Source organism: Bradyrhizobium sp. USDA 4516 (assembly GCF_054055915.1).
This window is the reverse complement of record NZ_JBSRXT010000001.1, coordinates 1,774,441-1,796,128: the sequence shown is the minus strand read 5'-3', so window position 1 is coordinate 1,796,128 and position 21,688 is coordinate 1,774,441. Positions and strand designations below refer to the sequence as shown.

The window sequence follows — 21,688 nt, the reverse complement described above, 5'->3', positions numbered from 1 at the left end:
GCGCTGCATTGCTGCCAAGCCCTATTTCAAGGCCATTTCGGTCCAATCAGCCCAGCGCGATAAACCTGAACGCGTCGCCGTCGCGCTTGATGTGGCCGGCATTGAAATGCCCGCCGATCACCAGCGTCGACGTATCGGCAAAGCGCGCGAACAATTCGCGCCGCGTTGCGGCCGATTGCTTCTGGTCGGAGTCCGCGGTCGACGACCAGTCGAGGTGGTACATCTGGCAGGGATGATGCGCGACATCGCCGGTTAGCAGCCCTTCCTCGCCGCCGGACCTGATGTGGATGCTCATATGGCCGGGGCTGTGTCCCGGCGTCGGGATCAGCGTGATCTCCTCGGTCAGCCGATGGTCGCTCGGCACCAGCTCGGCCTTGCCGGCATCCGCGATCGGCTTCACGGAATCGGCGAACACGGCGGCATGCGCGGGATCGTCGCTATGGTCGCGCCAGTGCTCGTATTCGGTCTTGCCGAACACGTAGCGCGCCTTGGCGAAGGTCGGGACCCATTTGCCGCCGACGAGTTTGGTGTTCCAGCCAACATGGTCGACATGCAGATGCGTGCACAGCACGGTGTCGATGCTGTCTGGGGCAAATCCGGCTGTGGTCAGTTTTTCCAGGAACGGATCGCTGCGGTTGTTCCAGGTCGGCACGTTGCGGCCCTGCTTGTCGTTGCCGAGCCCGGTGTCGACGATGATGCGGTGCTCCGGCGTTTCCACCAGCAGCGAATGGATCGACATCTTCAGCCGGCCGTCCTCGTTGGCGAAATGCGGGATCAGCCAGGGCAGGCTCTGGATCTCTTCCCGGCCGGCCAGCGGCAGGATGAAGCGGGTGCTGCCGACCGTCTCGAGCTCGACGACTTTCGTGATCCTGACCTTGCCTACGGTCCAGTGCATGCGGCGTGTCCTCTATTTTTTTGTTGCTCTTGCCGGACCATGCGGGTTTCCGCACGCCGACGCAATGGATCAAGTCGGCGCCTCCTGCGTTACCGCCTCGTTGGACGAAGGAGTGTGCAATGCCGGAACTCGCAATCTCCCCTGAAAAGGTCGGCTTCTTGATCGAGAAGGCGCGGGAATTCGACGTCAAGGAGGGGCTCGTCGATCCCGACTCCGGCTCGAACGGCGCCGACGACGACATGATCGATGTGCTGGAGGATGACGGCACGGATCCGGTGGCGCGCGAGATCACCGGCTTCATCAACGCGCTCAGCGAGGACGAGCAGGTCGACCTCGTCGCCCTGATGCGGCTCGGCCGCGGCGACGGCACGATCGAGGAATGGGCCGATCTCCGCCGCGAGGCGGCGCGCGGACGCACCGGCCATGTCGCCAACTATCTGTTGGGCGAGCCGATGCTCGGCGATCTCCTGGCTGAAGGACTCGACGAGTTTGGCTTGGGGCCGAGCGACGAACGCATCACGCCGATCCACTAAGGATGCGGCTCCTTGCTTACCTCGCCCCGCTTGCGGGGAGAGGTCGGAATTCAAGCGTAGCTTGAATTCCGGGTGAGGGGGGCCTCCGCAATCTTTGCCTTCACCGTCTTTGCGGTGACAGCCCCTCACCCCAACCCTCTCCCCGTAAGAACGCAGGGGTGTCCGGGGAATGATTCACTGTGTCGCGGTGCATGCTCGGCAGGACCGAGGCAAATCGGTCTTTTCTGGTTGTCGAGACACAGAGGGCCGAGCATGCGATATCGCGGTAGCATTTTTGGAAGGCTGCTTGAACCGATCAATCGACGGCAGTTTCAGACGGTTGTGGATCGTCTGGACGGGGATGCCTACGACAAGTCGTTCAGGAGCTGGGATCATCTGGTGGCGCTGATCTATGCCCAGCTTAGCGGCAACAGCAGTCTGCGCGGGGTAGTGACTGGCTTCAACGCCAATTCGCAGCATCACTATCACTTGGGAACCGGCAAGCTGTCGCGCTCGACGTTGTCCGATGCCAATGCCCGCCGTCCGATCGGCATTTTCGCGCAAACCTTTGCGGCGCTGTCGGCGATGGCGCGTCGCCAGCTGCGGAGTGAAGGCATGGAGATGGTGCGTCTGATCGACGCCAGTCCGATCCCGCTCGGCAAGGTCTGCAGTTGGGCGACGTGGAACGGCCGCATCCGCGGCATGAAGCTGCATGTCGTCTACGACCCAAGGAGCGATGTCCCGACCTGCGTCGAGATGACGGCCGCGAACGTCAATGACATCGAGATCGGCCGACAGACCCCAATCCAGCCCGCCACCACCTATGTGTTTGACAAGGGCTATTGCCGTTTCGACTGGTGGCAGAAGATCAATGATAGCAAGGCTTTCTTCGTTACCCGGGCGAAGACGAGCATCCGTCTTCGCTCGCTCAGGCATCGCGCCATCCGCAAGCGTAACGGGGATGGCTTCGAAATCCTTGCCGATGACGAGGTGAAGCTCACCAGCAAGGGCGATTCGCGCCTTCCAATCCCGCTCCGCCGCATCAAGATCAGACGCGAGAAAGGCGGCAAGATCACACTCCTGACCAACGACCTTGCCCGTAGCGCCGTCGAGATCGCCGCCCTCTACAAGAGCAGATGGCAAATCGAGCTGCTGTTCCGCTGGATCAAGCAGCATCTCGATATTCGCAAGTTCCTCGGCGCCAACGACAACGCGATCCGCCTTCAGGTGCTCGCTGCGATGATTGCCTACCTGCTGCTGCGCATCGCCGCTCACACCAACTGCATCAAAATGCTCCCGCTCAGGTTCGCCGAACTCGTCGGCCAGCTCCTGCTCACGCGTCGATCCCTCGCTGCCATCGACAAACCTCCGCCCATCAACCCCAGCCGTCGGAAATCAACCATCTCACCTGACCAGATGGAGCTCCGCTATGCCTGAATTTCCCCGGACACCCCTGCGTAAGAACGGGGAGAGGGAGCAGGAAGGAGAAACCGTGCTAACGCGCGCAGTCGACGATCACGGTGCCGATCTTGTCGCCCTTCTCGACGGCGAGATGGGCGTCGGCGGTCTCGGCGAGCGCGAATTGCCCGGCGATATTGTGCACGCGGGTGCCCGACGCCAGCCATTTGGTGATGTCGGCCTGCGCGGCCGCGAGCAGCGGCGGCGGCAGCGCGAACAGCACCAGCGAGCGCACGGTGATGCATTTCTCCATTAATTCGCGCACCGGCAGCGTGGGGGTGCGGTTGCCGTTGGTGGCGTAGACCGCGATCGTCGAGTTCATCGCCATGATCTTCAGCGTGGTCGCGAGATTGCCGCCGAAATCGACGTCGATCACGCGGTCGACACCGCGGTTCTCGGTGAAGGCCATCACCTTGGAGACGACATCCTCGGTCCGGTAGTTGACGACGGTGTCCGCGCCGGCGAGCCGTGCCTCGACGTCCTTGACCTGCGAACTGACGGTCGCAATTACGCGCGCGCCGCCCCATTTTGCCAATTGCACGGCGTAGTGGCCGACCGCGCCGGCGCCGCCGGTAACCAGCACCGTCTGCCCCGAGATCGGGCCGTCCGCAAACAGCGCGCACCACGCCGTCATGCAGGGGATGCCGAGCGTAGCACCTGCCGCGAACGACACGTCCTGCGGCAGCGGCGTCACCAGGTAATCGGCCAGCGTGATGTATTCGGCCGCGGTGCCGAAGGCGCGGCCGTTGCGCTGGCCGTTGAACAGCCAGACGCGGTCGCCGACCGCAAAGCGCGTGACGCCTTCACCGACCTGGTCGATGATCCCGGCACCGTCGCTGTTCGGGATCACGCGCGGGAATTCCATCGCGCGATAGTTGCCGCTTCGGCGGCCGACATCGGCCGGGTTGACGCCGGACGCCTCGAGGCGAACCCGGACTTCACCGGGACCAGCCTCGGGCGTCGGCATCTCGCCGACGGTAAGCACCGTCGGCGCCGCGCCGGTCCGTTCGTACCAAACAGCTCTCACAACGTGCCTGGGAAGGCGCCGCCATCGAGCAGCAGGTTCTGCCCGGTGATGAAGCCGGCCTTGGCCCCGCACAGGAATGCGCAGGCATAGCCGAATTCGTCGGGATCGCCGAAGCGGCCGGCAGGGTTCAGCTTGGCACGCTCGGCCAGCACCTGCTCGGCCGAAATGCCGCGCTTCTCGGCCTCGGGCTTCGCGGTGCCGCGCAGGCGGTCGGTCTCGAACGGGCCCGGCAGCAGGCCGTTGATGGTGACGTTGTTGATCACGGTCTTGCGCGACAGGCCGGCGACGAAGCCGGTGAGGCCGGCGCGGGCGCCGTTGGACAGGCCGAGGATCTCGATCGGCGCCTTCACCGCGGCCGAGGTGATGTTGACGATGCGGCCGAACTTGCGCGCCATCATGCCGTCGACGGTCGCCTTGATCAGCTCGATCGGCGTCAGCATGTTGGCGTCGATCGCCTTGATCCAGTCGTCGCGGGTCCAGTTGCGGAAATCGCCCGGCGGCGGGCCGCCGGCATTGTTGATCAGGATGTCGGGCTCGGGGCAGGCCTTGAGCACGGCTTCGCGTCCCGCCGCCGTCGTGATGTCGCCGACGATCTCGGTGACGGTGACGCCGGGGTGCGCCTTGCGGATTTCGTCGGCGGTCTGCTTCAGCGCCTCGGCGCCGCGCGCCGTCAGGGTAACGTGCACCCCCTCATTGGCGAGCGCGATCGCGCAGGCGCGGCCCAGTCCCTTGCTCGATGCGCATACGATGGCGCGGCGGCCTTTGATTCCAAGATCCACGGTTCACTCCCTGTGATATCGGTCGGTTTGTAAAGGTTTGATGGCACCAGTCTAGCCAAGCTCGGCGGCGCCGATAAGGGACGTGCAATGCATAAGTGCATGCCGGACAGGAACAGTGCGGTGGGCCGGCGGGCTAGATGCGTTGCTCGCGCCGCAGCCGCTCGATCGCCATGGTGGCTTCGGGCGGCAGCGACCGGAATCCGGCCTGTCCGGCCGCGGAGAACAACGGCCGCAATTGCGATCCGTTGAGGAATTGCGGCTGTCTGGCGAGCGGCACCAGCTGATCGAACACCAGCACCAGCGTGGTCACGACGAGACCGACCCTGATGGCGCCGAGCAGCGCGCCGCCAAGGCGGTCGCCGATCCCGATCTCCGCGCCGATGGTGTCGTCGAGCATTGTCCGCGCCATCTTTCCGAGGATGACGCCAATCAGGAGGAAGAGGCCGAACAGCAGCACGCCATTGGGCGGAAACGGCGACGACGGCAGCGTCGCGATGTGGGGCCCGATCATCGCCAACGCGGCGACTGCAAGCGGCATGGCGACGAGATAGGCCAGGATGGTGACCGCGCTGCGCAGCAGGCCGGTCGTGAAGCCGGTCACCACTGCGAACATCAATCCGAGGATGACGGCAAGGTCGAAGAGATTCATGGATGAGGAATTCCTGCCCCAATCTCCTACTGTCCCCTGGTTGATCAAACCTGCTTACATCAGGGACAATTGTCGCTATCACTCGTCCGCTTCAACCCGGGAACCTGTCGATGTCCGACCTATTCGATGTCAGTAAAGAAATGATCCTCATCACCGGCGCCTCGCAGGGGCTCGGGCGGCAGTTCGCCCGCGTGCTGGCGGCACATGGCGCCGCGGTGGTGCTGGCCGCGCGCCAGACCGCGAAGCTGAAAAGCCTCGAGGAGGAGATCAAGGCCAAGGGCGGCCGCGCTGCCGCGGTGCAGATGGACGTCGCGGATATTTCCGGCATCGCGCAAGCACTCGACGTCGCCGAAGCTGCGCTCGGTCCGGTCACGGTGCTGATCAACAATGCCGGCATCGCGATCGAGAAGCTGTCGACGGAGCAGACCGAGGCGGATTGGGACGCCGTGATTGGCGCTAATCTGAAGGGCGCCTACTTCCTCGCGACCGAACTTGCGCGGCGCATGATGGCGCGCAAGCAGCCGGGCAATATCATCAACGTCGCGTCCGTGCTCGGACAGGGCGTGCTCAAGGCGGTGTCGCCCTATGCGATCTCCAAGGCCGGCATGATCCAGGGCACCAAGGCAATGGCGCTGGAGCTCGCCGGCAACAACATCCGGGTCAACGCGCTGGCGCCGGGCTATATCGATACCGAGATGAACCATGATTTCTGGTCGACGCCGGCGGGCGAGCGGCTCGCCAAGCGCATCCCGCAGCGCCGGGTCGGCGCCGAGTCCGATCTCGACGGCGCGATCATGCTGCTGGCCTCGAACGCCTCGCGCTACATGACCGGGACGGTGGTGACGGTGGATGGCGGGTTCTTGCTGAACTAGCTTTGTAGCCCGGATGAAGCGCAGCGAAATCCGGGGAGCATGCGTGAAGGTCCCGGATTGCGCTTCGCTTCATCCGGGCTACGATTGCAACGCATCAGGTCACGAGCACGGCCCGAGGCAGTCGGCGCGGTTTCTGGATAATAGAAGAATGCCGCTGATTTGCCCGACGAGTCAAGTCGCCGTGTCGAAGCCTGTCAGTAGCTCGTGATCTGTCGCCTGTTTGTAGCTCGTGAAGTGTCGTGTTTTCGGTGCTCCGGAACAAGGGGGGCGCGATGGGCACGGCATCCATTCACGAGGGTGTACGACGGATGCGGTTTTCAGATTTGCTGGATCGGACGGAGGCGAAGGAACTGACGCAGGAGGCAGCATCGGAGGTTCTTGGGATCAGTGTTCGGACGTTTCAACGCTGGGCGGAGCGCTATGAGGCGGAGGGCGACGACGGGCTTGTCGACCGCCGGCTGGGGCGTCGTTCGCCACGGCGGGCGCCGGAGGAGGAGCTGGAACGGATGCTTGCGCTGTACCGGGACAAGTACGCGGACTTCACGGTGAAGCACTTCCACGAGCAGATGCAAAAGCGGCACGACTATGTGCTGGGCTATACGGTGACGAAGCTGGCGCTGCACGCGGCGGGGCTGGTGCGGAAGGCTCCGAAGCGTTCGGCGCACCGCAAGAAGCGGCCGCGGCGGCCGCTTCGGGGCATGCTGCTGCACCAGGACGGATCGCGCCACGTTTGGATCGAAGGCCTGCCCGCGAGGGACCTGATCGTCACGATGGACGATGCGACCAGCGAGATCTACTCGATGGTGCTGGTCGAGGAAGAAGGAACGGCCTCGACCTTCCAGGCCTTGCGCGAAGTGATTGGCGAGCATGGCCTGTTCTGCGCGCTCTACACCGACCGCGGCAGCCATTATTTCCTGACCCCAAAAGCTGGCGAGAAGGTCTCGAAGACGCAACAAACCCAGGTGGGACGGGCTTTGTCGCATCTTGGGATCGAGCATATCGCAGCCTATTCGCCGCAGGCGCGCGGGCGTTCCGAGCGGGTGTTCGGCACCTTGCAGGATCGGCTGCCGAAGGAGCTGCGGCTTGCCGGGATCACGACGGTTGAGGCTGCCAACGCGTGGCTGAAGGCGCATTACATCCCCGGGCACAACGCCGCGTTTGCGATCAAGCCCGAACAGGAAGGCACGGCATTCGTGGCCGACCGGCATGAGGCCTGGCGCGAGGCGCTGTGCGTGATCGAGGAGCGAACCGTCGCCAACGACAATACCGTTGCATGGAACGGTCGGCGGCTGCAGTTGCCGGAGAGCCGGCTCAGACCTCACTTCGTCAAGGCCTTGGTGCGGCTCCATGAGTATCCCGATGGCACCGTCAGCGTGTTCCTTGGACCGCATCGATTGGCGAGGTTTGCGCCTGACGGACAGCAGATCAGCCCCGACGCGCTTCAGCCTGGCGGCGTGCTCGGAGCCATCAAGGACAAGCCCTGGCGGGCGCGCAAGCGCGCGTCCTTGACCGCTCCTGCGCGCGCCGCCGTCGAGAAAGCGCGGGTCGGGACGGAGAAACGGGCTTCAAGTCGAACAAAGAAACTCACCTACAGGGCTAAAACCGCCACAACAGCCGTGGCATGATCAATCAGGGAAAGCCGTCCCCGCCTTCCGGCTCCCCTGCAAATCAGAAACGAAGGCGACAGATCACGAGCTACAAAAACACGACATCTTCACCCGCTACGGACAGTCGCCGTGTCGAAGCCGGCAGCCCCCCGGCTCCTTTGCATGGGGTTGTTTTCGATATTTTGGCAATGCGGCCCTGCGACGGCAGCCTCATAGGGGGACAAAGGCGCTCTTGCGCCGTGCCCACCCTACGCATTTGGTCACCCCGCCCGCATCTCCGCCCTGATCATGTCGGCCGCCTTCTCGCCGATCATGATGGTCGGTGCATTGGTGTTGCCGCCTATCAGGGTCGGCATGATCGAGGCGTCGACTACGCGCAGGCCTTCGAGCCCGTGCACGCGCAGCTTCGGATTGACCACCGCGAGCGGATCGCCGGTGCCCATCTTGCAGGTGCCGACCGGGTGATAGACTGTGTCGACGCGCTCGCGCAGGATGCTGCGGATATCGTCGTCGGTGCGCACGTTGGACGTGAACACATCCTTCTGCTGCAGGGCGCGCAGCGCCGGCGCCTCCATCAGCCGCCGTGTGGTCTTGTAGCCCTCGACCATCGATTCGAGATCGGCCCCCTCGCCGAGGAAGTTGGGGTCGATCAGCGGCGCCTGCATCGGGTCGCTGCCGGCCAGCGCGACGCTGCCGCGGCTCTTCGGCCGGAGCAGGCAGACATGGCAGGAGAAGCCGGTGCCGCCGTGGCGCTTGCGGCCGTGGTCGTCGACCATCGCCATGCCGAAATGCAGCTGGATGTCGGGGATGTCGAGATCGGGCCGCGTCTTCAGGAAGCCGCCGCATTCGGCGAAGTTCGAGGTGAGGGGGCCGCGGCGCTCGCGCCGATATTGCATGATGGCGCGGACGAGCCGCGGCATGCCCTTCAGCGAGATGCCGGCGAAGTTCGGATTGTCGGACATGTAGCCGAAGATGAAATCGGGATGGTCCTGCAGGTTTTGGCCGACGCCGGGCAGATGATGCACGCTGGCGAGGCCGTGCTTGCCGAGCGCTGCGGCATCGCCGACGCCCGACAGCATCAACAGCTGCGGCGACTGGAACGCGCCGGCCGCAAGCAGGACTTCGCGCCGCGCGCGGATTTGCTTCAGCTCCTTGCCCTGGCGGTATTCGACGCCGACCGCGCGCTTGCCCTCGAACAGGATGCGCGTTGCGTGCGCATTGGTCTCGACGCGAAGGTTGGGACGCCTGCCGATATGCGGATGCACATAGGCGCGTGCCGCGCTCCAGCGCTCGCCGTTGCGTTGCGTTACCTGGTAGATGCCGAGGCCCTCATGGTCGTCGGCATTGAAATCCTCGCGGATGCGGAATTGCGCCTCCTGCGCCGCCTGCAGGAAGGTCTGCTGGATCGGATTGCCGGAGCGCAGCTTGTTGACGGCGAGCGGGCCGCCCTTGCCGTGATACTCGCCGTCGAAATCGGAATTGTCTTCCGAGCGCTTGAAATAGGGCAGCACGTCGGCGAACGCCCAGCCGGCATTGCCGAGCGCGGCCCAGTGGTCGTAATCGGCGCGATGGCCGCGAATGTAGACCATGGCGTTGATCGCCGAGGAGCCGCCGAGCCCCTTGCCGCGCGGCTGATAGCCGATGCGGCCGTTGAGGCCTTTCTGCGGCACGGTGTTGAAGGCCCAGTTGTTGACGGTGCCCGCGACCATCAGCACCAGGGCGCCCGGCGTGGTGACGACCCAATTGTCATTGGTGCCGCCGGCGTCGAGCAGCGCCACCGACGTCGCCGGATCCTCCGACAGCCGCCCCGCCACCGCGCAGCCGCCGGAGCCCGCGCCCACCACCACGAAATCGAATGTGTCAGTCACGTTTCCCCCATTCCTTATTTGTCATTCCGGGGCGATGCGTTAGCATCGAACCCGGAATCTCGAGGTTCCCCGATGCGCAATTGCGCATCTGTGGTTCGCTTCGCGCCCCGGAACGACAGCACTTCTACGACAACATCCGCATCAGCTTCTCCAGCCGCGCGACCTTCGCGCCATAGGGCGGATAGAGATCGGCAAGCCGGTTGAAGCGCGAGCGGTAGAACACCGGCTTGAACTTGGTCAGCGTCTTAAACCCCCACTCGCCGTGATAGGCGCCGGTGCCGGAGGCGCCGACGCCGCCCATCGGTTGATAGGCCTGCGCGAAGTGGAACAGGCAGTCATTGACGGTGACGCCGCCGGACACCGTGCGCGCCAGCACCGCATCGCGGGCGGCGCTGTCAGTGCCGAACCAGTACAGCGCCAGCGGGCGATCGCGGCTGTTGACGAAGGCGATCGCCTCCGCCGCATCGCGCACGCCGATGACCGGCAACAGCGGCCCGAAGATCTCCTCCTGCATCACCGTCATGTCCGGCGTCGCGTCAACGATCACGGTCGGCGGAAATTTGCGCCTCGCCTTCCACTCGCGGTCGTTCGGCGCTGCCGGCTGCATGATGGTCGCGCCTTTCGCGGCGGCGTCGGCGACCAGCCCCTCGAGGCGTGCATAGTGCCGATCCGAGACGATCGACGTGTAATCGGCGTTATCGGGATCGGTACCGAACATGTGCTGCATGTGACCCTGTAGCCGCATCGCGAAGGGTTGCACCGAGGCCTGCGGCACCAGCGCGTAATCGGGCGCGATGCAGGTTTGGCCGGCATTGAGCAGCTTGCCATAGGCGATGCGCTGCGCGGCTTCGTCGATGTCGGCGGAGCCGTCGACGATCACGGGCGACTTGCCGCCGAGCTCGAGCGTCACCGGCGTCAAATTGCGGCCACAGGCTTCGGCCACCAGCCGGCCGACCCGCGTCGAACCGGTGAAGATCAGATGATCGAACGGCAGCGCGGCAAACGCCTTTGCGATTTCGTCGTCGATATCGGTGACCGCGAGCTCGGTGACATCGAATTTTTTTGCGATCGTCTCCATCAGCAACCCGGCAAAGCGCGGCACCAGCTCGCTCGGCTTGATGATGGCGCGGTTGCCGGCCGCGATCGCGGCGACCGCGGGCGCCAGGGTCAGCTGCAGCGGATAATTCCACGGCGCGATGATGCCGACCACGCCGAGCGGCTGCGGCATCAGCCGGTTCTTGGCCGGCGCGAACTGGACCGTGGTCGGGACCTTCCGCAGCGCCATCCAGCCTTTGAGGTGCTTGGCCGCGTGCCTGATCTCGCCGAGCACCAGCATGGTCTCGGCGATCGCGGTCTCGACGGTGCAGCGGTGGCCGAAATCGGCCGAGATCGCCGCCTCGAATCGCGCCTCATTCTCGGTCAGCGCGGCGCGCAGGCGGCGCAGCCGGTCGAGCCGTGCCTGCAATGTCGGCGCCGGCTCGCTGCGCGACAGCTCGAACTGGCGATGAAAGGCCTCCTCAAGCGCATGCAGCCCCGGACTCTTCAATGGCCGGTCCATGGCATTTCCCCCTCGGATGACGTTTTCTTGACTGATTTGTTGCGCGCCAAGCTCCGCTTTTGCGCGCGGTCTGGCAAGGCCCGGTTCCCGGCAGCAAATCCTGCCGGGATAAGCCGGCGATTTCGACGTCACAAAATCCTCAAAAACCCGCATCCGGGGCTTTCCAAACCGGGCTCACGTTGATACATACGCCCCGCACCCGATGGCTTCGGCCCGGGTCGCCTTCTCAGGAAGCCCCCGGACGGATCGATCGGCGCCGTTGAAAAGCGTTGGCCGGCCGGCTCAGGCACCCTTTCTGCAAGGCACGCAACGGTTTAACGCGGGGTGGAGCAGCCCGGTAGCTCGTCAGGCTCATAACCTGAAGGTCATAGGTTCAAATCCTATCCCCGCAACCAAAGTCCGGACCAACCGGTTCCGATAAAATGGCCCGCATCTCGCGGGCCATTTTTGCTTTAGGAGGACGATCGGGCCGCGTGTCGTCGACCGATTAGGCGCAGATCACGGCATTTCCGCAACACGGGCCGCTCCCTAGACGATGAAATGGAATTCGTGCCACGCACTCCAGCTGATGCCATCGCTGGCGCGAACCCAGAGGTCGTCAGGCACGGTACCGCCCTGGAATGTCGTACTCGCAATTTGGGCCGCGCTGACGTTGATGGCGGTGCCGGTGGGCTGCGTATTCCCGCCAATGCTCCAGTGGCCGCTGCTTGCCGACGGCGTCGAATCCCAGAGTTGATATTGTGCGATACTGTCGCCGTCGGCATCCGCGACTGAAAACAGAGTTAGTGCGGCCACGCTCTGATTAGCCGTCGCGTGGAAGTCGGACGCGGTCACCAACGGAGCGCTGTCAACCGGCGCGGTGACGTGAAATTCCTTCCACGCCCCCCAGGCAAAGCCGTCGTAAGCCCTCACCCAGAGATCGTCCGAACCCGAGCCGCTTTGAAAGCTTATGCTCGAAAGTTGAGCTGCCGTGACATTGATGGCGGCATTGGTGCCTTGGGCGACTCCCCCGACCACCCAGTGCCCGCTGCTCGCATCCACCGTCGAATCCCACACCTGATAGTTTGTGATGGTGTCGGCATCCGCATCGGTGATCGAGAACAGCGTCGAGGCCGCGATGTCCTGGCCGTGGCTCGCCGAATAGTCGGCGGCCGTGACGATCGGAAGGTTGTCGACCGGCGCATTGACGTGAAACTCCTTCCAGTTGCTCCATGTCATGCCATCAAAGGCTCGGACCCAGAGATCGTCAGAGCCCGAGCCGCTCTGGAACGATGTACTGGCCAGTTGCGCCGCACTCACATCGATGCTCTGGCCGGTGGGCTGCGCGACGCCGGCCACGACAAAATGCCCGCTGGCAGGATCGGCGGTCGAGTCCCAGAACTGGTAGTTGGTCATTGCATCGCTGTCGGCGTCGTTGACCGTGAACAGGCTTGCCGCCGCGACAGTCTGGCCATGGGTGGCGGTCAGATCCGATGCGATCGCCACAGGAGCATTGTCGATCGGGGCATTGACGTGGAACTCTTTCCAGTTGCTCCATGTCATGCCATCAAAGGCTCGGACCCAGAGGTCGTCGGAGCCCGAGCCGCTCTGGAACGATGTACTGGCCAGTTGTGCCGTGCTCACATCGATGCTCTGGCCGGTGGGCTGTACGACGCCGCCCACGACAAAATGCCCGCTGGCAGGATCGGCGGTCGAGTCCCAGAATTGGTAGTTGGTCATTGCATCGCTGTCGGCGTCGTTGACCGTGAACAGGCTTGCCGCCGCGACAGTCTGGCCATGCGTGGCGGTCAGATCCGACGCGATCGCCACAGGAGCATGGTCGATCGGGGCATTGACGTGGAACTCTTTCCAGTTGCTCCATGTCATGCCATCAAAGGCTCGGACCCAGAGGTCGTCGGAGCCCGAGCCGCTCTGGAACGATGTATTGGCCAGTTGTGCCGCGCTCACATCGATGCTCTGGCCGGTGGGCTGCGCGATGCCGGCCACGACAAAATGCCCGCTGGCAGGATCGGCGGTCGAGTCCCAGAACTGGTAGTTGGTCATTGCATCGCTGTCGGCGTCGTTGACCGTGAACAGGCTTGCCGCCGCGACAGTCTGGCCATGGGTGGCGGTCAGATCCGATGCGATCGCCACAGGAGCATGGTCGATCGGGGCATTGACGCGGAACTCTTTCCAGTTGCTCCATGTCATGCCATCAAAGGCTCGGACCCAGAGATCGTCGGAGCCCGAGCCGCTCTGGAACGATGTATTGGCCAGTTGTGCCGCGCTCACATCGATGCTCTGGCCGGTGGGCTGCGCGACGCCGGCCACGACAAAATGCCCGCTGGCAGGATCGGCGGTCGAGTCCCAGAACTGATAGTTGGTGATCGTATCGCTGTCGGCGTCGCTGACCGTGAACAGGCTTGTCGCCGCGATAGTCTGGCCATGGGTGGCGGCCAGATCCGACGCGCTCACCACAGGAGCATGGTCGATCGGCGCGTTGACGTGGAACTCTTTCCAGGCCCCCCATGCGGTGCCGTCATTGGCTCGCACCCAGAGATCATCCGAGCCGGAGCCGGTCTGGAACGAGGTATTGGTCAATTGTGCGGCCGTCACATCGATGGCTACGTTGGAAGCCTGCGCTACTCCGCCGATCACCCAATGGCCGCTGGCGGGATCGGTCGTTGAATCCCAAACCTGATAGCCGACGATCGTGTCTCCATCGGAGTCGGTCGCACTGAAGAGACTCGATGCGGCGATGTTCTGTTTGTGGGTGGCCGAAACGTCGGTTGCGTTGGCCACCGGCGGATGGTCCGCAAATGGGGTTGCCGTGAGCCGGGTCCACGCGCCCCAGAGATATCCGTCATATGCCCGGACCCAGAGCGTGTCTGAGGCTGTGCCGAATATATAACTCACTTGCGAGATATTGGCGGCCGAGACGTCGATTTCGGCATTGGTGGCTTGCGTGACACCATTGATGGCCCAATGCCCGTGGCCCTCGGTGTCCCACAACGCATATTGGGTGACCGCATCGCCATCCGCGTCGGTGGCCGAGAACAGTCCCGATCCGGCCAGCGAGAGCTGCCCGTGCGTGCCGGTCACGTTAGTGGCCGTGACCGTTGGGGCGCGATCGGCCGGAGAAATCACAAAGGATTTCCAGTCGCTCCACAAATAGCCGTCGAAGGCTCTGATCCACAGCGTGTCCGAGCCGGGTCCGGCCTGGTAACTCGTTTGAGCCAGCTGCGAAGCGCTGATGTCGATCTCGGTGTTGGTGCCCTGAACTGTTCCGTTCACCGTCCAGTGACCGTAGCCGTTGCTGTCCCACAGGGCATATTGGGTGATGCTATCGCCCGCGGCCATGTTCACCGAGAACAGTGACGAGGCGGAAAAAACCTGATTTCGAGCCGCGGCCTGATCGGCCGCCGTCACGACCGGTGTCGTCCGGATGCTGTATCCGAGATCCTTCAGAATTCCGATGTCCAGGTTGGAGATCGCGTACTGGTAATTGCCGTAGAAAACGATCCCGTTCATCAGGTCCAGCGTGAGAGGATCCTGAACGGTCGAGGGACTGGCGTAGAGGTCGGATTGCTGATTGCCGAAGTGGTAGTAGTTCTGGGTGGTGCTGTTCGTGGTCAAAGGCACCGGGCCGCCGTAAGCGGCCTCGGCATTGGCACCGACAAAGTAAGCGCCGTATGCGGTCTTTTGAATCAGGGTGTCGAACGTCGATTCGTAGGCGCCGGCCAGCTGGCCGCTCTGGTTGTACCAGCCCACCATGCCGAAGCCATGCATGAGCTCGTGGAGAAAAACGTCGATCGGATTGATCACGTTTCCAGGGACCTGACTGGAGTAGGTCAGGCCGTAGTCCAGGTCGATGTACTGGAAGTAGCCGGGGTCGATGTTGATGGTGATGTCGCTCGTCGTGCCGGGGACATGCTGTCCGGTGGTCAGCTCGTACTGGCTGGATGGCTCGTACACGGCGAGCCCGCCGCTTGAGCCGATATAGTAGCTGGAGGTAGGCCCGCCATCGGCACGGCCAACGGCGGTCGGCAGGATGTTGAGCGACACAACCAGAGTGCCGATGCCCAGGATATATTGCTGCCAAATGTTGAGGGCCTGCTCAAGATCGTAAACGAGAGACGCGTCAGCGGATCCGCCGACGTTCGACGGATCGTTCAATGTTACTGAATAATTCCAGGGCATCTCGGTCGGACTTTCAATCTATGGTAGCGCCGGCGTAATAAGTGACATTCAACTGACTGCCGCGGTGTAGTCAACAGACGTCAAGGGGGCCGGCGCCGACGCGGCATCCGTGCCGCGATCCGTAAGACTACGGACCTCGGGCCGAGTTCGAACGGCTCCGCTAAGGGTTCCTCGATCGGCATGATCGAGCTCACGAATCCGGCGCGGCCGTTCATAACGCCAATTGCATCTCGCCGGAGAGCCATAGTACTCTGGCTGTCATATTCATCTGCTGCTCTTTGGTTCGCTGCGAACAGTCAGTTTGCACTGACGGCGAAGTTGTAAGGGCGGGGGCAGGGCGCGCTTACGGCAATCCCGGCTCATTCGACTGCAGTCAATTTCAGCTACTCAACAGATTAATCGTGAAATGATTGAAACGCGGGGCGGCAGCACAGCAGACAGCGGGATAGTTGCACTCGTGATGTTGCTGCGTTTTCACGGTATCCCGGCCGATGTCGACCAGATTCGTCATCAATTCGGGAATGGCTCGTTCGCAACGCCGGAGATGCTGCGCTACGCGCGCTCGACCGGCGTCAAGGCCCGCGAGGTGAGCAGCAACTGGCTGAGGCTGGAGAAGGTCCCGCTTCCGGCCATTGCCCTGTTGCGCGACGGCGGCCATCTGATCCTTGCCAAGGTGGGCGCAGACAAGATCCTCGTTCAGTCACCCCTGTCAGAGCGCCCGGAGTTGATCACGAGGGCCGACCTGGAGGCGGTGTGGGCCGGCCGGCTGATCCTGGTGAGCCGCCGGGCGGGACTGGTCAACCTTGCCCGTCGCTTTGATTTGTCATGGTTCCTGGGAGCCATTCACAAATATCGCTACCATTTCCTGGAGGTGTTGATCGCCTCCTTTTTCTTGCAGCTGTTTGCGCTCGTGTCGCCGCTGTTCTTCCAGGTGGTGATCGACAAGGTCCTCGTTAATCACACGCTCAGTACGCTCGATGTGCTCGCGGTGGGTTTGATAGGCATTGCGGTTTTTGAGACGGCCCTCGGCATATTGCGAACATACCTGTTCTCTCACGTGACGAACAGGATCGACGTCGAACTGGGAGCCCGCCTGTTCCGGCACCTCATAGGCCTTCCGATTGCCTATTTTCAGGCGCGCCGGGTCGGCGACTCGGTTGCGCGGGTCCGCGAGCTCGAGAATATTCGCAACTTCCTGACCGGCTCTGCCCTGACGGTGGTGATCGATCTGTTCTTCACCGCAGTTTTCATCGCGGTGATGTTCGTCTACTCGCCGATCCTGACCTGGATCGTCCTTGGATCCTTCCCGCTCTATGTCGGTATCTCGGCCGGCGCGACGCCGCTGTTCCGTCAGCGGCTGGACACCAAATTCGAGCGCGGCGCCGAAAACCAGGCCTTTCTTGTCGAGAGCGTAACGGGTGTCGAGACGATCAAGGCCATGGCGCTCGAACCGCAGATGCAGCGCCGCTGGGAGGAGCAGCTTGCCGAGTACGTTGCCGCGAGCTTCCGCGTGCTCAGCCTGGCGAATGTTGCGAGCCAATCGGTTCAGTTCGTGAGCAAGCTCGTCACCGCGGTGATCCTTTACGCCGGTGCCAAGCTGGTGATCGACGGCAGCCTTACGGTGGGCGAGCTGATCGCCTTCAACATGTTCTCCTCGCGCGTCAGCGCTCCGGTCCTGAGACTGGCGCAGCTCTGGCAGGACTTCCATCAGGCCAGGCTCTCGGTCGCGCGGCTGGGCGATATCCTGAACACGCCGGCGGAGCAGACGTTCAATCCCGGTCGCGCGGTGCCGCCTCCCATCAAGGGCCAGGTCACACTCGAGCACGTGTCCTTCCGATATCGTGTGGATGGACCGGAAGTGCTGCACGACATCAACATCAACATTCCCGCCGGCCAGGTGGTCGGCATCGTCGGTCCGTCCGGCTCAGGCAAGAGCACCTTCACGAAGCTGGTCCAGCGCCTTTACGTCCCGGAAAAGGGCAGGGTTCTCGTCGATGGAGTCGATCTTGCGATGGTCGATCCGGCGTGGTTGCGTCGCCAGGTCGGCGTCGTCCTGCAAGAGAACGTGCTGTTCAATCGCAGTGTGCGGGAAAACATAGCGCTCGCCGACCCGGCCGCTCCGATGCAGCAGGTGATCGCGGCGGCCCAGCTTGCGGGAGCTCATGAGTTCATTCTGGAGCTGCCGGAAGGCTACGACACTGTCGTAGGCGAGCGCGGCAACAGCCTGTCGGGAGGGCAGCGGCAGCGTATCGCGATCGCGCGGGCCCTTATCACCGACCCGCGCATCCTGATCTTCGACGAAGCGACCAGCTCGCTGGACTATGAAAGCGAAAGGGTCATTCAGGACAATATGAACCGGATCGTGAAGGGGCGAACGGTCTTTGTCATTGCGCATCGTCTGTCCGCGGTCAGGCGCACCGATCGAATCATCACCATCGATCGCGGGCGGCTCGTCGAACAGGGATCCCACGAGGAGCTGCTCAGCACAGGCGGAAGATACGCGTCACTGTACCGGTTGCAGGCGGGGATCCATGAAGTCGGCTCGTGAAGCGCTTCCGGCCGGGGGCAAATCGAGGGACGAACTGGCTTTCCTGCCGGCCGCCCTCGAAATCGTCGAGACGCCGCCATCTCCGACGGCCAGGCTTACCGGCGTCCTGATTGCAGCGTTGTTCTGTTGCGCGGTCGCGTGGGCCGGTCTCGGCAAGATTGACATTGTTGCCTCTGCATCGGGAAAGATCGTGCCGGGCGATCGTGTCAAGCTGGTTCAGCCGCTCGAAATCGGCGTGGTCCGGGCCATTCACGTTCGCGACGGCCAGACCGTCAAGGCGGGCGAGGTTCTGATCGAGCTGGATCCGACGAGCAATCAGGCCGAGCTTCAGCACCTGAAAAACGATCTTCTCTCGGCATTGCTGGACATTTCGCGCACGCGCTCCGCGCTCGACGGAAACACCGGCGCGCTTGACGGGGCGCCGGACGACACGCCGCCCGCCTTGATTAAAATGCACCTGGAGTTCTTGCGGAGCCAGGATTCGGAGCAGCGCGCCAAGCTGGCGGAACTGGATCGGCAACGGGTCCAGAAGGTCGCGGAGACCAGGACAATCGAGGCCGGCATCGCGAAGATCGATGCTTTGCTTCCGGTGCTGCAAGAGCGGGTCGGGGTTCGCAAGTACTTGGCCGACAGGGAGTACGGCTCGAAGCTGCAATATTTGTCGGAGCTCCAGGAACTCGTCGGGCTGCAGCAGGACATCCTGGTGCAGCGGAGCAAGCTCGAAGAGGCCAATGCAGCCGTGGCAGCCCTCGATGAGACGCGCGCCAAGCTCGTCTCGGAATACCGCCACCGCTTGTACGACGATCTGGCCAAGGCGACGCAGAAGGCCGGCAGCCTCAAGGACGAGGTGGCCAAGGCCGAGCACCGGACGAAGCTTCAGAAGCTTGCGGCGCCCATCGATGGCGTGGTGCAGCAACTGGCTGTGCACACGGTCGGCGGGGTCGTAACTCCCGCCCAGACGCTCGCGGTGGTGGTGCCGAGCGACAATCAGATTGAAATCGAAGCGATGGTTTCAAATCGCGACATCGGCTTTGTGCACCCGGGTCAGGACGCCGAGATCAAGGTCGATACTTTCAACTTCACGCGTTACGGCCTGCTGCACGGCAGGATCGTCAGCGTCTCGCGCGATTCGGTCTCCCGGGACAGGTCGCGGGACTCGGCCCGCGGGACGAATGGCGGAGGGACGGAAGAAAGCAGCGAGCCGAAGGGTCAGGCGCCGGCGTATATCGCGCATGTCTCAATTGACCGGACCAAGATGATCATCGACGACAAGGAGATCAGTCTTTCGCCGGGGATGGCCGTCACCGTCCAAATCCGGACGGGCGCCCGCAGCGTCATGAGCTATTTGCTGTCGCCGATCATGCGCTACCGGCAGGATGCTCTCCGAGAGCGGTGAAAGCCGGCAGGTCGACCCGTCATGACGGGGTCCGGGATTCCACGTGGCTCAAGCTTGGATCGGATTCGTGTATCGCAAGGCAGTTTTGCCCGGCGTCGTACGTCCGATATCCATGGCTGTTCAGCCTGCGAACGAGTTCAGCCTTGTCGGTCTTGATGAATTCGGCGTGGATGACGGGATGATGCTGCTGGATCGTTGCGCCGGCCCCTTCCAGCACCTTCAATTCCATCCCTTCGACGTCGATCTTGATCAGATCGCAGCGGCTGAGCTTCAGGGAATCCAGGGTGACCATCGCCGTTTCGGTGCTGTTGGCCTCGGAATAATCGACCTTCTGGCCGATTTGCTCGGTAGCCGGGCGTCGCGTCACCTCCAGGCTCCCGAAGCTCGCGGGCTCCTGGTGGCTTAAGTTCGGCACCCGGGTTTTCCCGGTTTCCGACGAAATAACCGCGTGTATGGCCTTCGCATTAAAGCAGTTGTTGATCGCGATGTTGCCGGCAAGCGCATAATAGACCCGCTCCTGCGCTTCGATCGCAAGGACCGAGCCCCAGCCGTCCATATGTTTGGACCATTCGATGGTGTGAACGCCGATGTTTGCCCCGCAATCGATCGCGACGACGCCATCGCCCCGATAGGTTCTTCGCAGTGCAAGAAGGCCCTTCGTCAGCTCGATTTCGGTGGCATCGAACACGCCGTGCTCGAGGATCTGGATCCCGACTCCAAAGGTGTGCTCACCCGCCGTGTGGTAGTCCAGCCGGTTTACGATCAGCGGGCCGTGCGCTGACGCTGCGATGACGAATGGGACCTTGCTGGGGTTGCGGCTCATCGTTTGTATTTCTTTGTGTCTGCGCCAGCGGAAGCGGCCGGGAGGGGTACTCGCCAAGGTTTCGTCCGTTGACGCGGTTGTCAATCTCGCTTACGTTCCGTCTACTTTTTAAGCGTAATCTATATTTTAGGGCAGGGGATATTCGTGAATGCCATTGCCGTCGCGCCGGCGATCGGGCTGAATCGCTCGATTGACCATGTGACTGACCAACCCAAAGTAATCGTTGATCGTTCGACCAGCGCCGTACCGGTCAAGTCGGACGCTGTTTCGTCAGATGCCGACGCGCCGAAGCCTGCCTATCCCGCGGCCGCCGAACTGCCGACTCAAGTGGGTCCCAAGGGACTGCGCTTCGACTTCAACGATGGCGCCCGGGTATTCTGTCCCGAGGCCGAAACTCCCTGGCGCGTGCGGATCTGGGACGCCGAGTGCGGCAATCTTCTTTTCGAGACGCAGTTCGCGGGCGGCCGCGTCAACAGCTCAAAGCGATACTATGTTCGTTTCCGGATCGAGGTTCTGCAGGGCGATGAGGTCGTGTTCTCGCACGAGTACAATGCGAGGGACCGTCACGTCCTGATCCAGCTTCCGATCGGCACCCTGGGCGACACGATCGGCTGGTTTCCCTATGTGGCGAAGTTCGGGGAAGCGCATGGGTGCAGGCTGACCTGTGCGATGGCGGAAAAGTTGATTCCGCTGTTCCGGGATGCGTATCCCGAGATCAACTTCGTCACCCACGAGGAAATTCAGACCGACCGCTACTACGCCACGTACAGCGTCGGATTGTTCTTCGACGACAAGAACTTCGTGTTTCAGCCGAGCGACTTCCGCCATGTCGGGCTGCACCGGACCGCGGGCTACATCCTCGGCGTCGATCCCGCCGAGGTGGCGCCCCGCATCTCGCTTGCGGATGATCGCAGGCCGTTTCCCGAGCCTTACGTCTGCATCGCGGTGCAGAGCACCACGCAATGCAAATACTGGAATAACCCCGCCGGCTGGCGGGAGCTGACCGGCTTTCTCACGCAAGCCGGCTACCGCGTGATCTGCATCGATCAGAAACCGACGCACGGCCACGAGCTGGTGTGGAATCACATTCCCAACGGCGCGGAGGACTGGACCGGTGATCGGCCGATCCAGGAGCGGGCGAACCTGCTCAAGCACGCGGCGTTTTTCGTCGGCCTTTCCAGCGGCCTCTCATGGCTGGCCTGGGCGGTCGGCACCCCGGTCGTGATGATCTCGGGATTCACGCATCCGACAAATGAATTTGCTACGCCGTACCGGGTCATCAACTATCACGCGTGCAACAGCTGCTGGAACGATCCGGCGGTTCGATTCGACCACAAGGATTTCTTCTGGTGTCCCCGCCACAAGGGGACGCCGCGTCAGTTCGAATGCACAAGGCTGATCACCGTGGATCACGTCAAGTCGGTGATCAGAACGATTCCTGGATTTAAGCTTTAGCCGTTTTCAAGCACTGTTTTTTTGGGGGGCCGCGCTGCCATGAGCACAACATTTGTAAGCTC

15 protein-coding genes and 1 tRNA gene are annotated in these 21,688 nt (G+C 62.9%); 8 read left to right on the top strand and 8 right to left on the bottom strand.

Features of this window, described 5'->3' with window-relative positions; all coding sequences use genetic code 11:
* Window positions 1-46 precede the first annotated feature (46 nt).
* Window positions 47-895 carry an MBL fold metallo-hydrolase gene (locus ACVI1L_RS08455; RefSeq protein ID WP_168858406.1) on the bottom strand — a complete coding sequence of 283 codons (849 nt, stop codon included), beginning with the start codon at window positions 893-895 and terminating at the stop codon, window positions 47-49.
* Between the two features lie 119 nt (window positions 896-1,014).
* Between ACVI1L_RS08455 and ACVI1L_RS08450 the strand changes: the two genes are divergently transcribed.
* Both ACVI1L_RS08450 and ACVI1L_RS08445 read left to right on the top strand, forming a co-directional pair.
* Entirely contained in the window at window positions 1,015-1,428 is a 414-nt protein-coding gene (locus ACVI1L_RS08450) for a DUF3775 domain-containing protein (protein ID WP_057017842.1), read from the top strand.
* Between the two features lie 252 nt (window positions 1,429-1,680).
* The gene (locus tag ACVI1L_RS08445) at window positions 1,681-2,844 is read left to right on the top strand and encodes an IS4 family transposase (protein ID WP_057015126.1); all 1,164 of its coding nucleotides are present in this window, start codon (window positions 1,681-1,683) and stop codon (window positions 2,842-2,844) included.
* Between the two features lie 58 nt (window positions 2,845-2,902).
* On the opposite strand, the gene ACVI1L_RS08440 is transcribed toward ACVI1L_RS08445, so the two are convergent.
* The 3 genes from ACVI1L_RS08440 to ACVI1L_RS08430 form a co-directional block, all read right to left on the bottom strand.
* A complete protein-coding gene (locus ACVI1L_RS08440; RefSeq protein WP_076828120.1) occupies window positions 2,903-3,892 on the bottom strand; it encodes an NADPH:quinone reductase in 990 nt (329 codons plus the stop codon).
* The gene (locus tag ACVI1L_RS08435) at window positions 3,889-4,671 is read right to left on the bottom strand and encodes an SDR family oxidoreductase (RefSeq protein ID WP_057017840.1); all 783 of its coding nucleotides are present in this window, start codon (window positions 4,669-4,671) and stop codon (window positions 3,889-3,891) included. The genes ACVI1L_RS08440 and ACVI1L_RS08435 overlap by 4 nt, the downstream gene beginning before the upstream one ends.
* A gap of 133 nt (window positions 4,672-4,804) precedes the next feature.
* Window positions 4,805-5,320, bottom strand: a complete 516-nt coding sequence (locus tag ACVI1L_RS08430) for a CvpA family protein (protein ID WP_438075092.1) — start codon at window positions 5,318-5,320, stop codon at window positions 4,805-4,807.
* A gap of 110 nt (window positions 5,321-5,430) precedes the next feature.
* Here ACVI1L_RS08430 and ACVI1L_RS08425 point away from each other — a divergent pair, with 110 nt between their 5' ends.
* A complete protein-coding gene (locus ACVI1L_RS08425) occupies window positions 5,431-6,192 on the top strand; it encodes an SDR family NAD(P)-dependent oxidoreductase (protein WP_456782677.1) in 762 nt (253 codons plus the stop codon).
* A 308-nt stretch (window positions 6,193-6,500) separates the two neighbouring features.
* A complete protein-coding gene (locus ACVI1L_RS08420; protein WP_456782676.1) occupies window positions 6,501-7,817 on the top strand; it encodes an ISNCY family transposase in 1,317 nt (438 codons plus the stop codon).
* A 242-nt stretch (window positions 7,818-8,059) separates the two neighbouring features.
* On the opposite strand, the gene ACVI1L_RS08415 is transcribed toward ACVI1L_RS08420, so the two are convergent.
* Window positions 8,060-9,667 (bottom strand): GMC family oxidoreductase, encoded by a 1,608-nt coding sequence (locus ACVI1L_RS08415; RefSeq protein ID WP_456782675.1) that lies wholly within the window; start codon window positions 9,665-9,667, stop codon window positions 8,060-8,062.
* Between the two features lie 124 nt (window positions 9,668-9,791).
* Window positions 9,792-11,225, bottom strand: a complete 1,434-nt coding sequence (locus ACVI1L_RS08410) for a coniferyl aldehyde dehydrogenase (protein ID WP_456782674.1) — start codon at window positions 11,223-11,225, stop codon at window positions 9,792-9,794.
* A gap of 318 nt (window positions 11,226-11,543) precedes the next feature.
* Here ACVI1L_RS08410 and ACVI1L_RS08405 point away from each other — a divergent pair.
* Window positions 11,544-11,620 (top strand) — tRNA-Met (locus ACVI1L_RS08405).
* Window positions 11,621-11,753: 133 nt separating this feature from the next.
* Here the strand turns inward: ACVI1L_RS08405 and ACVI1L_RS08400 are convergent.
* Window positions 11,754-15,404, bottom strand: coding sequence for a hypothetical protein (locus ACVI1L_RS08400; RefSeq protein WP_456782673.1), 3,651 nt, complete (start codon window positions 15,402-15,404; stop codon window positions 11,754-11,756).
* A 406-nt stretch (window positions 15,405-15,810) separates the two neighbouring features.
* Here ACVI1L_RS08400 and ACVI1L_RS08395 point away from each other — a divergent pair, with 406 nt between their 5' ends.
* Window positions 15,811-17,952 carry a type I secretion system permease/ATPase gene (locus ACVI1L_RS08395; RefSeq protein WP_456782672.1) on the top strand — a complete coding sequence of 714 codons (2,142 nt, stop codon included), beginning with the start codon at window positions 15,811-15,813 and terminating at the stop codon, window positions 17,950-17,952.
* Window positions 17,936-19,348: an HlyD family type I secretion periplasmic adaptor subunit gene (locus ACVI1L_RS08390; protein WP_456782671.1), complete on the top strand. Its 1,413-nt coding sequence runs from the start codon at window positions 17,936-17,938 to the stop codon at window positions 19,346-19,348. The genes ACVI1L_RS08395 and ACVI1L_RS08390 overlap by 17 nt, the downstream gene beginning before the upstream one ends.
* A gap of 19 nt (window positions 19,349-19,367) precedes the next feature.
* Here the strand turns inward: ACVI1L_RS08390 and ACVI1L_RS08385 are convergent, their stop codons facing one another.
* Window positions 19,368-20,171: an FkbM family methyltransferase gene (locus tag ACVI1L_RS08385; protein ID WP_456782670.1), complete on the bottom strand. Its 804-nt coding sequence runs from the start codon at window positions 20,169-20,171 to the stop codon at window positions 19,368-19,370.
* A 144-nt stretch (window positions 20,172-20,315) separates the two neighbouring features.
* Between ACVI1L_RS08385 and ACVI1L_RS08380 the strand changes: the two genes are divergently transcribed.
* A complete protein-coding gene (locus ACVI1L_RS08380) occupies window positions 20,316-21,626 on the top strand; it encodes an autotransporter strand-loop-strand O-heptosyltransferase (RefSeq protein ID WP_456782669.1) in 1,311 nt (436 codons plus the stop codon).
* The last annotated feature ends 62 nt before the right edge of the window (window positions 21,627-21,688 follow it).

Excerpts from the sequence above, each read along its gene's own strand:
- ACVI1L_RS08455 (WP_168858406.1), bottom strand. The coding sequence starts at position 895 with ATGCACTGGACCGTAGGCAAGGTCAGGATCACGAAAGTCGTCGAGCTC.
- ACVI1L_RS08450 (WP_057017842.1), top strand. The coding sequence starts at position 1,015 with ATGCCGGAACTCGCAATCTCCCCTGAAAAGGTCGGCTTCTTGATCGAG.
- ACVI1L_RS08445 (WP_057015126.1), top strand. The coding sequence starts at position 1,681 with ATGCGATATCGCGGTAGCATTTTTGGAAGGCTGCTTGAACCGATCAAT.
- ACVI1L_RS08430 (WP_438075092.1), bottom strand. The coding sequence starts at position 5,320 with ATGAATCTCTTCGACCTTGCCGTCATCCTCGGATTGATGTTCGCAGTG.
- ACVI1L_RS08425 (WP_456782677.1), top strand. The coding sequence starts at position 5,431 with ATGTCCGACCTATTCGATGTCAGTAAAGAAATGATCCTCATCACCGGC.
- ACVI1L_RS08420 (WP_456782676.1), top strand. The coding sequence starts at position 6,501 with ATGCGGTTTTCAGATTTGCTGGATCGGACGGAGGCGAAGGAACTGACG.
- ACVI1L_RS08410 (WP_456782674.1), bottom strand. The coding sequence starts at position 11,225 with ATGGACCGGCCATTGAAGAGTCCGGGGCTGCATGCGCTTGAGGAGGCC.
- ACVI1L_RS08400 (WP_456782673.1), bottom strand. The coding sequence starts at position 15,404 with ATGCCCTGGAATTATTCAGTAACATTGAACGATCCGTCGAACGTCGGC.
- ACVI1L_RS08395 (WP_456782672.1), top strand. The coding sequence starts at position 15,811 with ATGATTGAAACGCGGGGCGGCAGCACAGCAGACAGCGGGATAGTTGCA.
- ACVI1L_RS08390 (WP_456782671.1), top strand. The coding sequence starts at position 17,936 with ATGAAGTCGGCTCGTGAAGCGCTTCCGGCCGGGGGCAAATCGAGGGAC.
- ACVI1L_RS08385 (WP_456782670.1), bottom strand. The coding sequence starts at position 20,171 with ATGAGCCGCAACCCCAGCAAGGTCCCATTCGTCATCGCAGCGTCAGCG.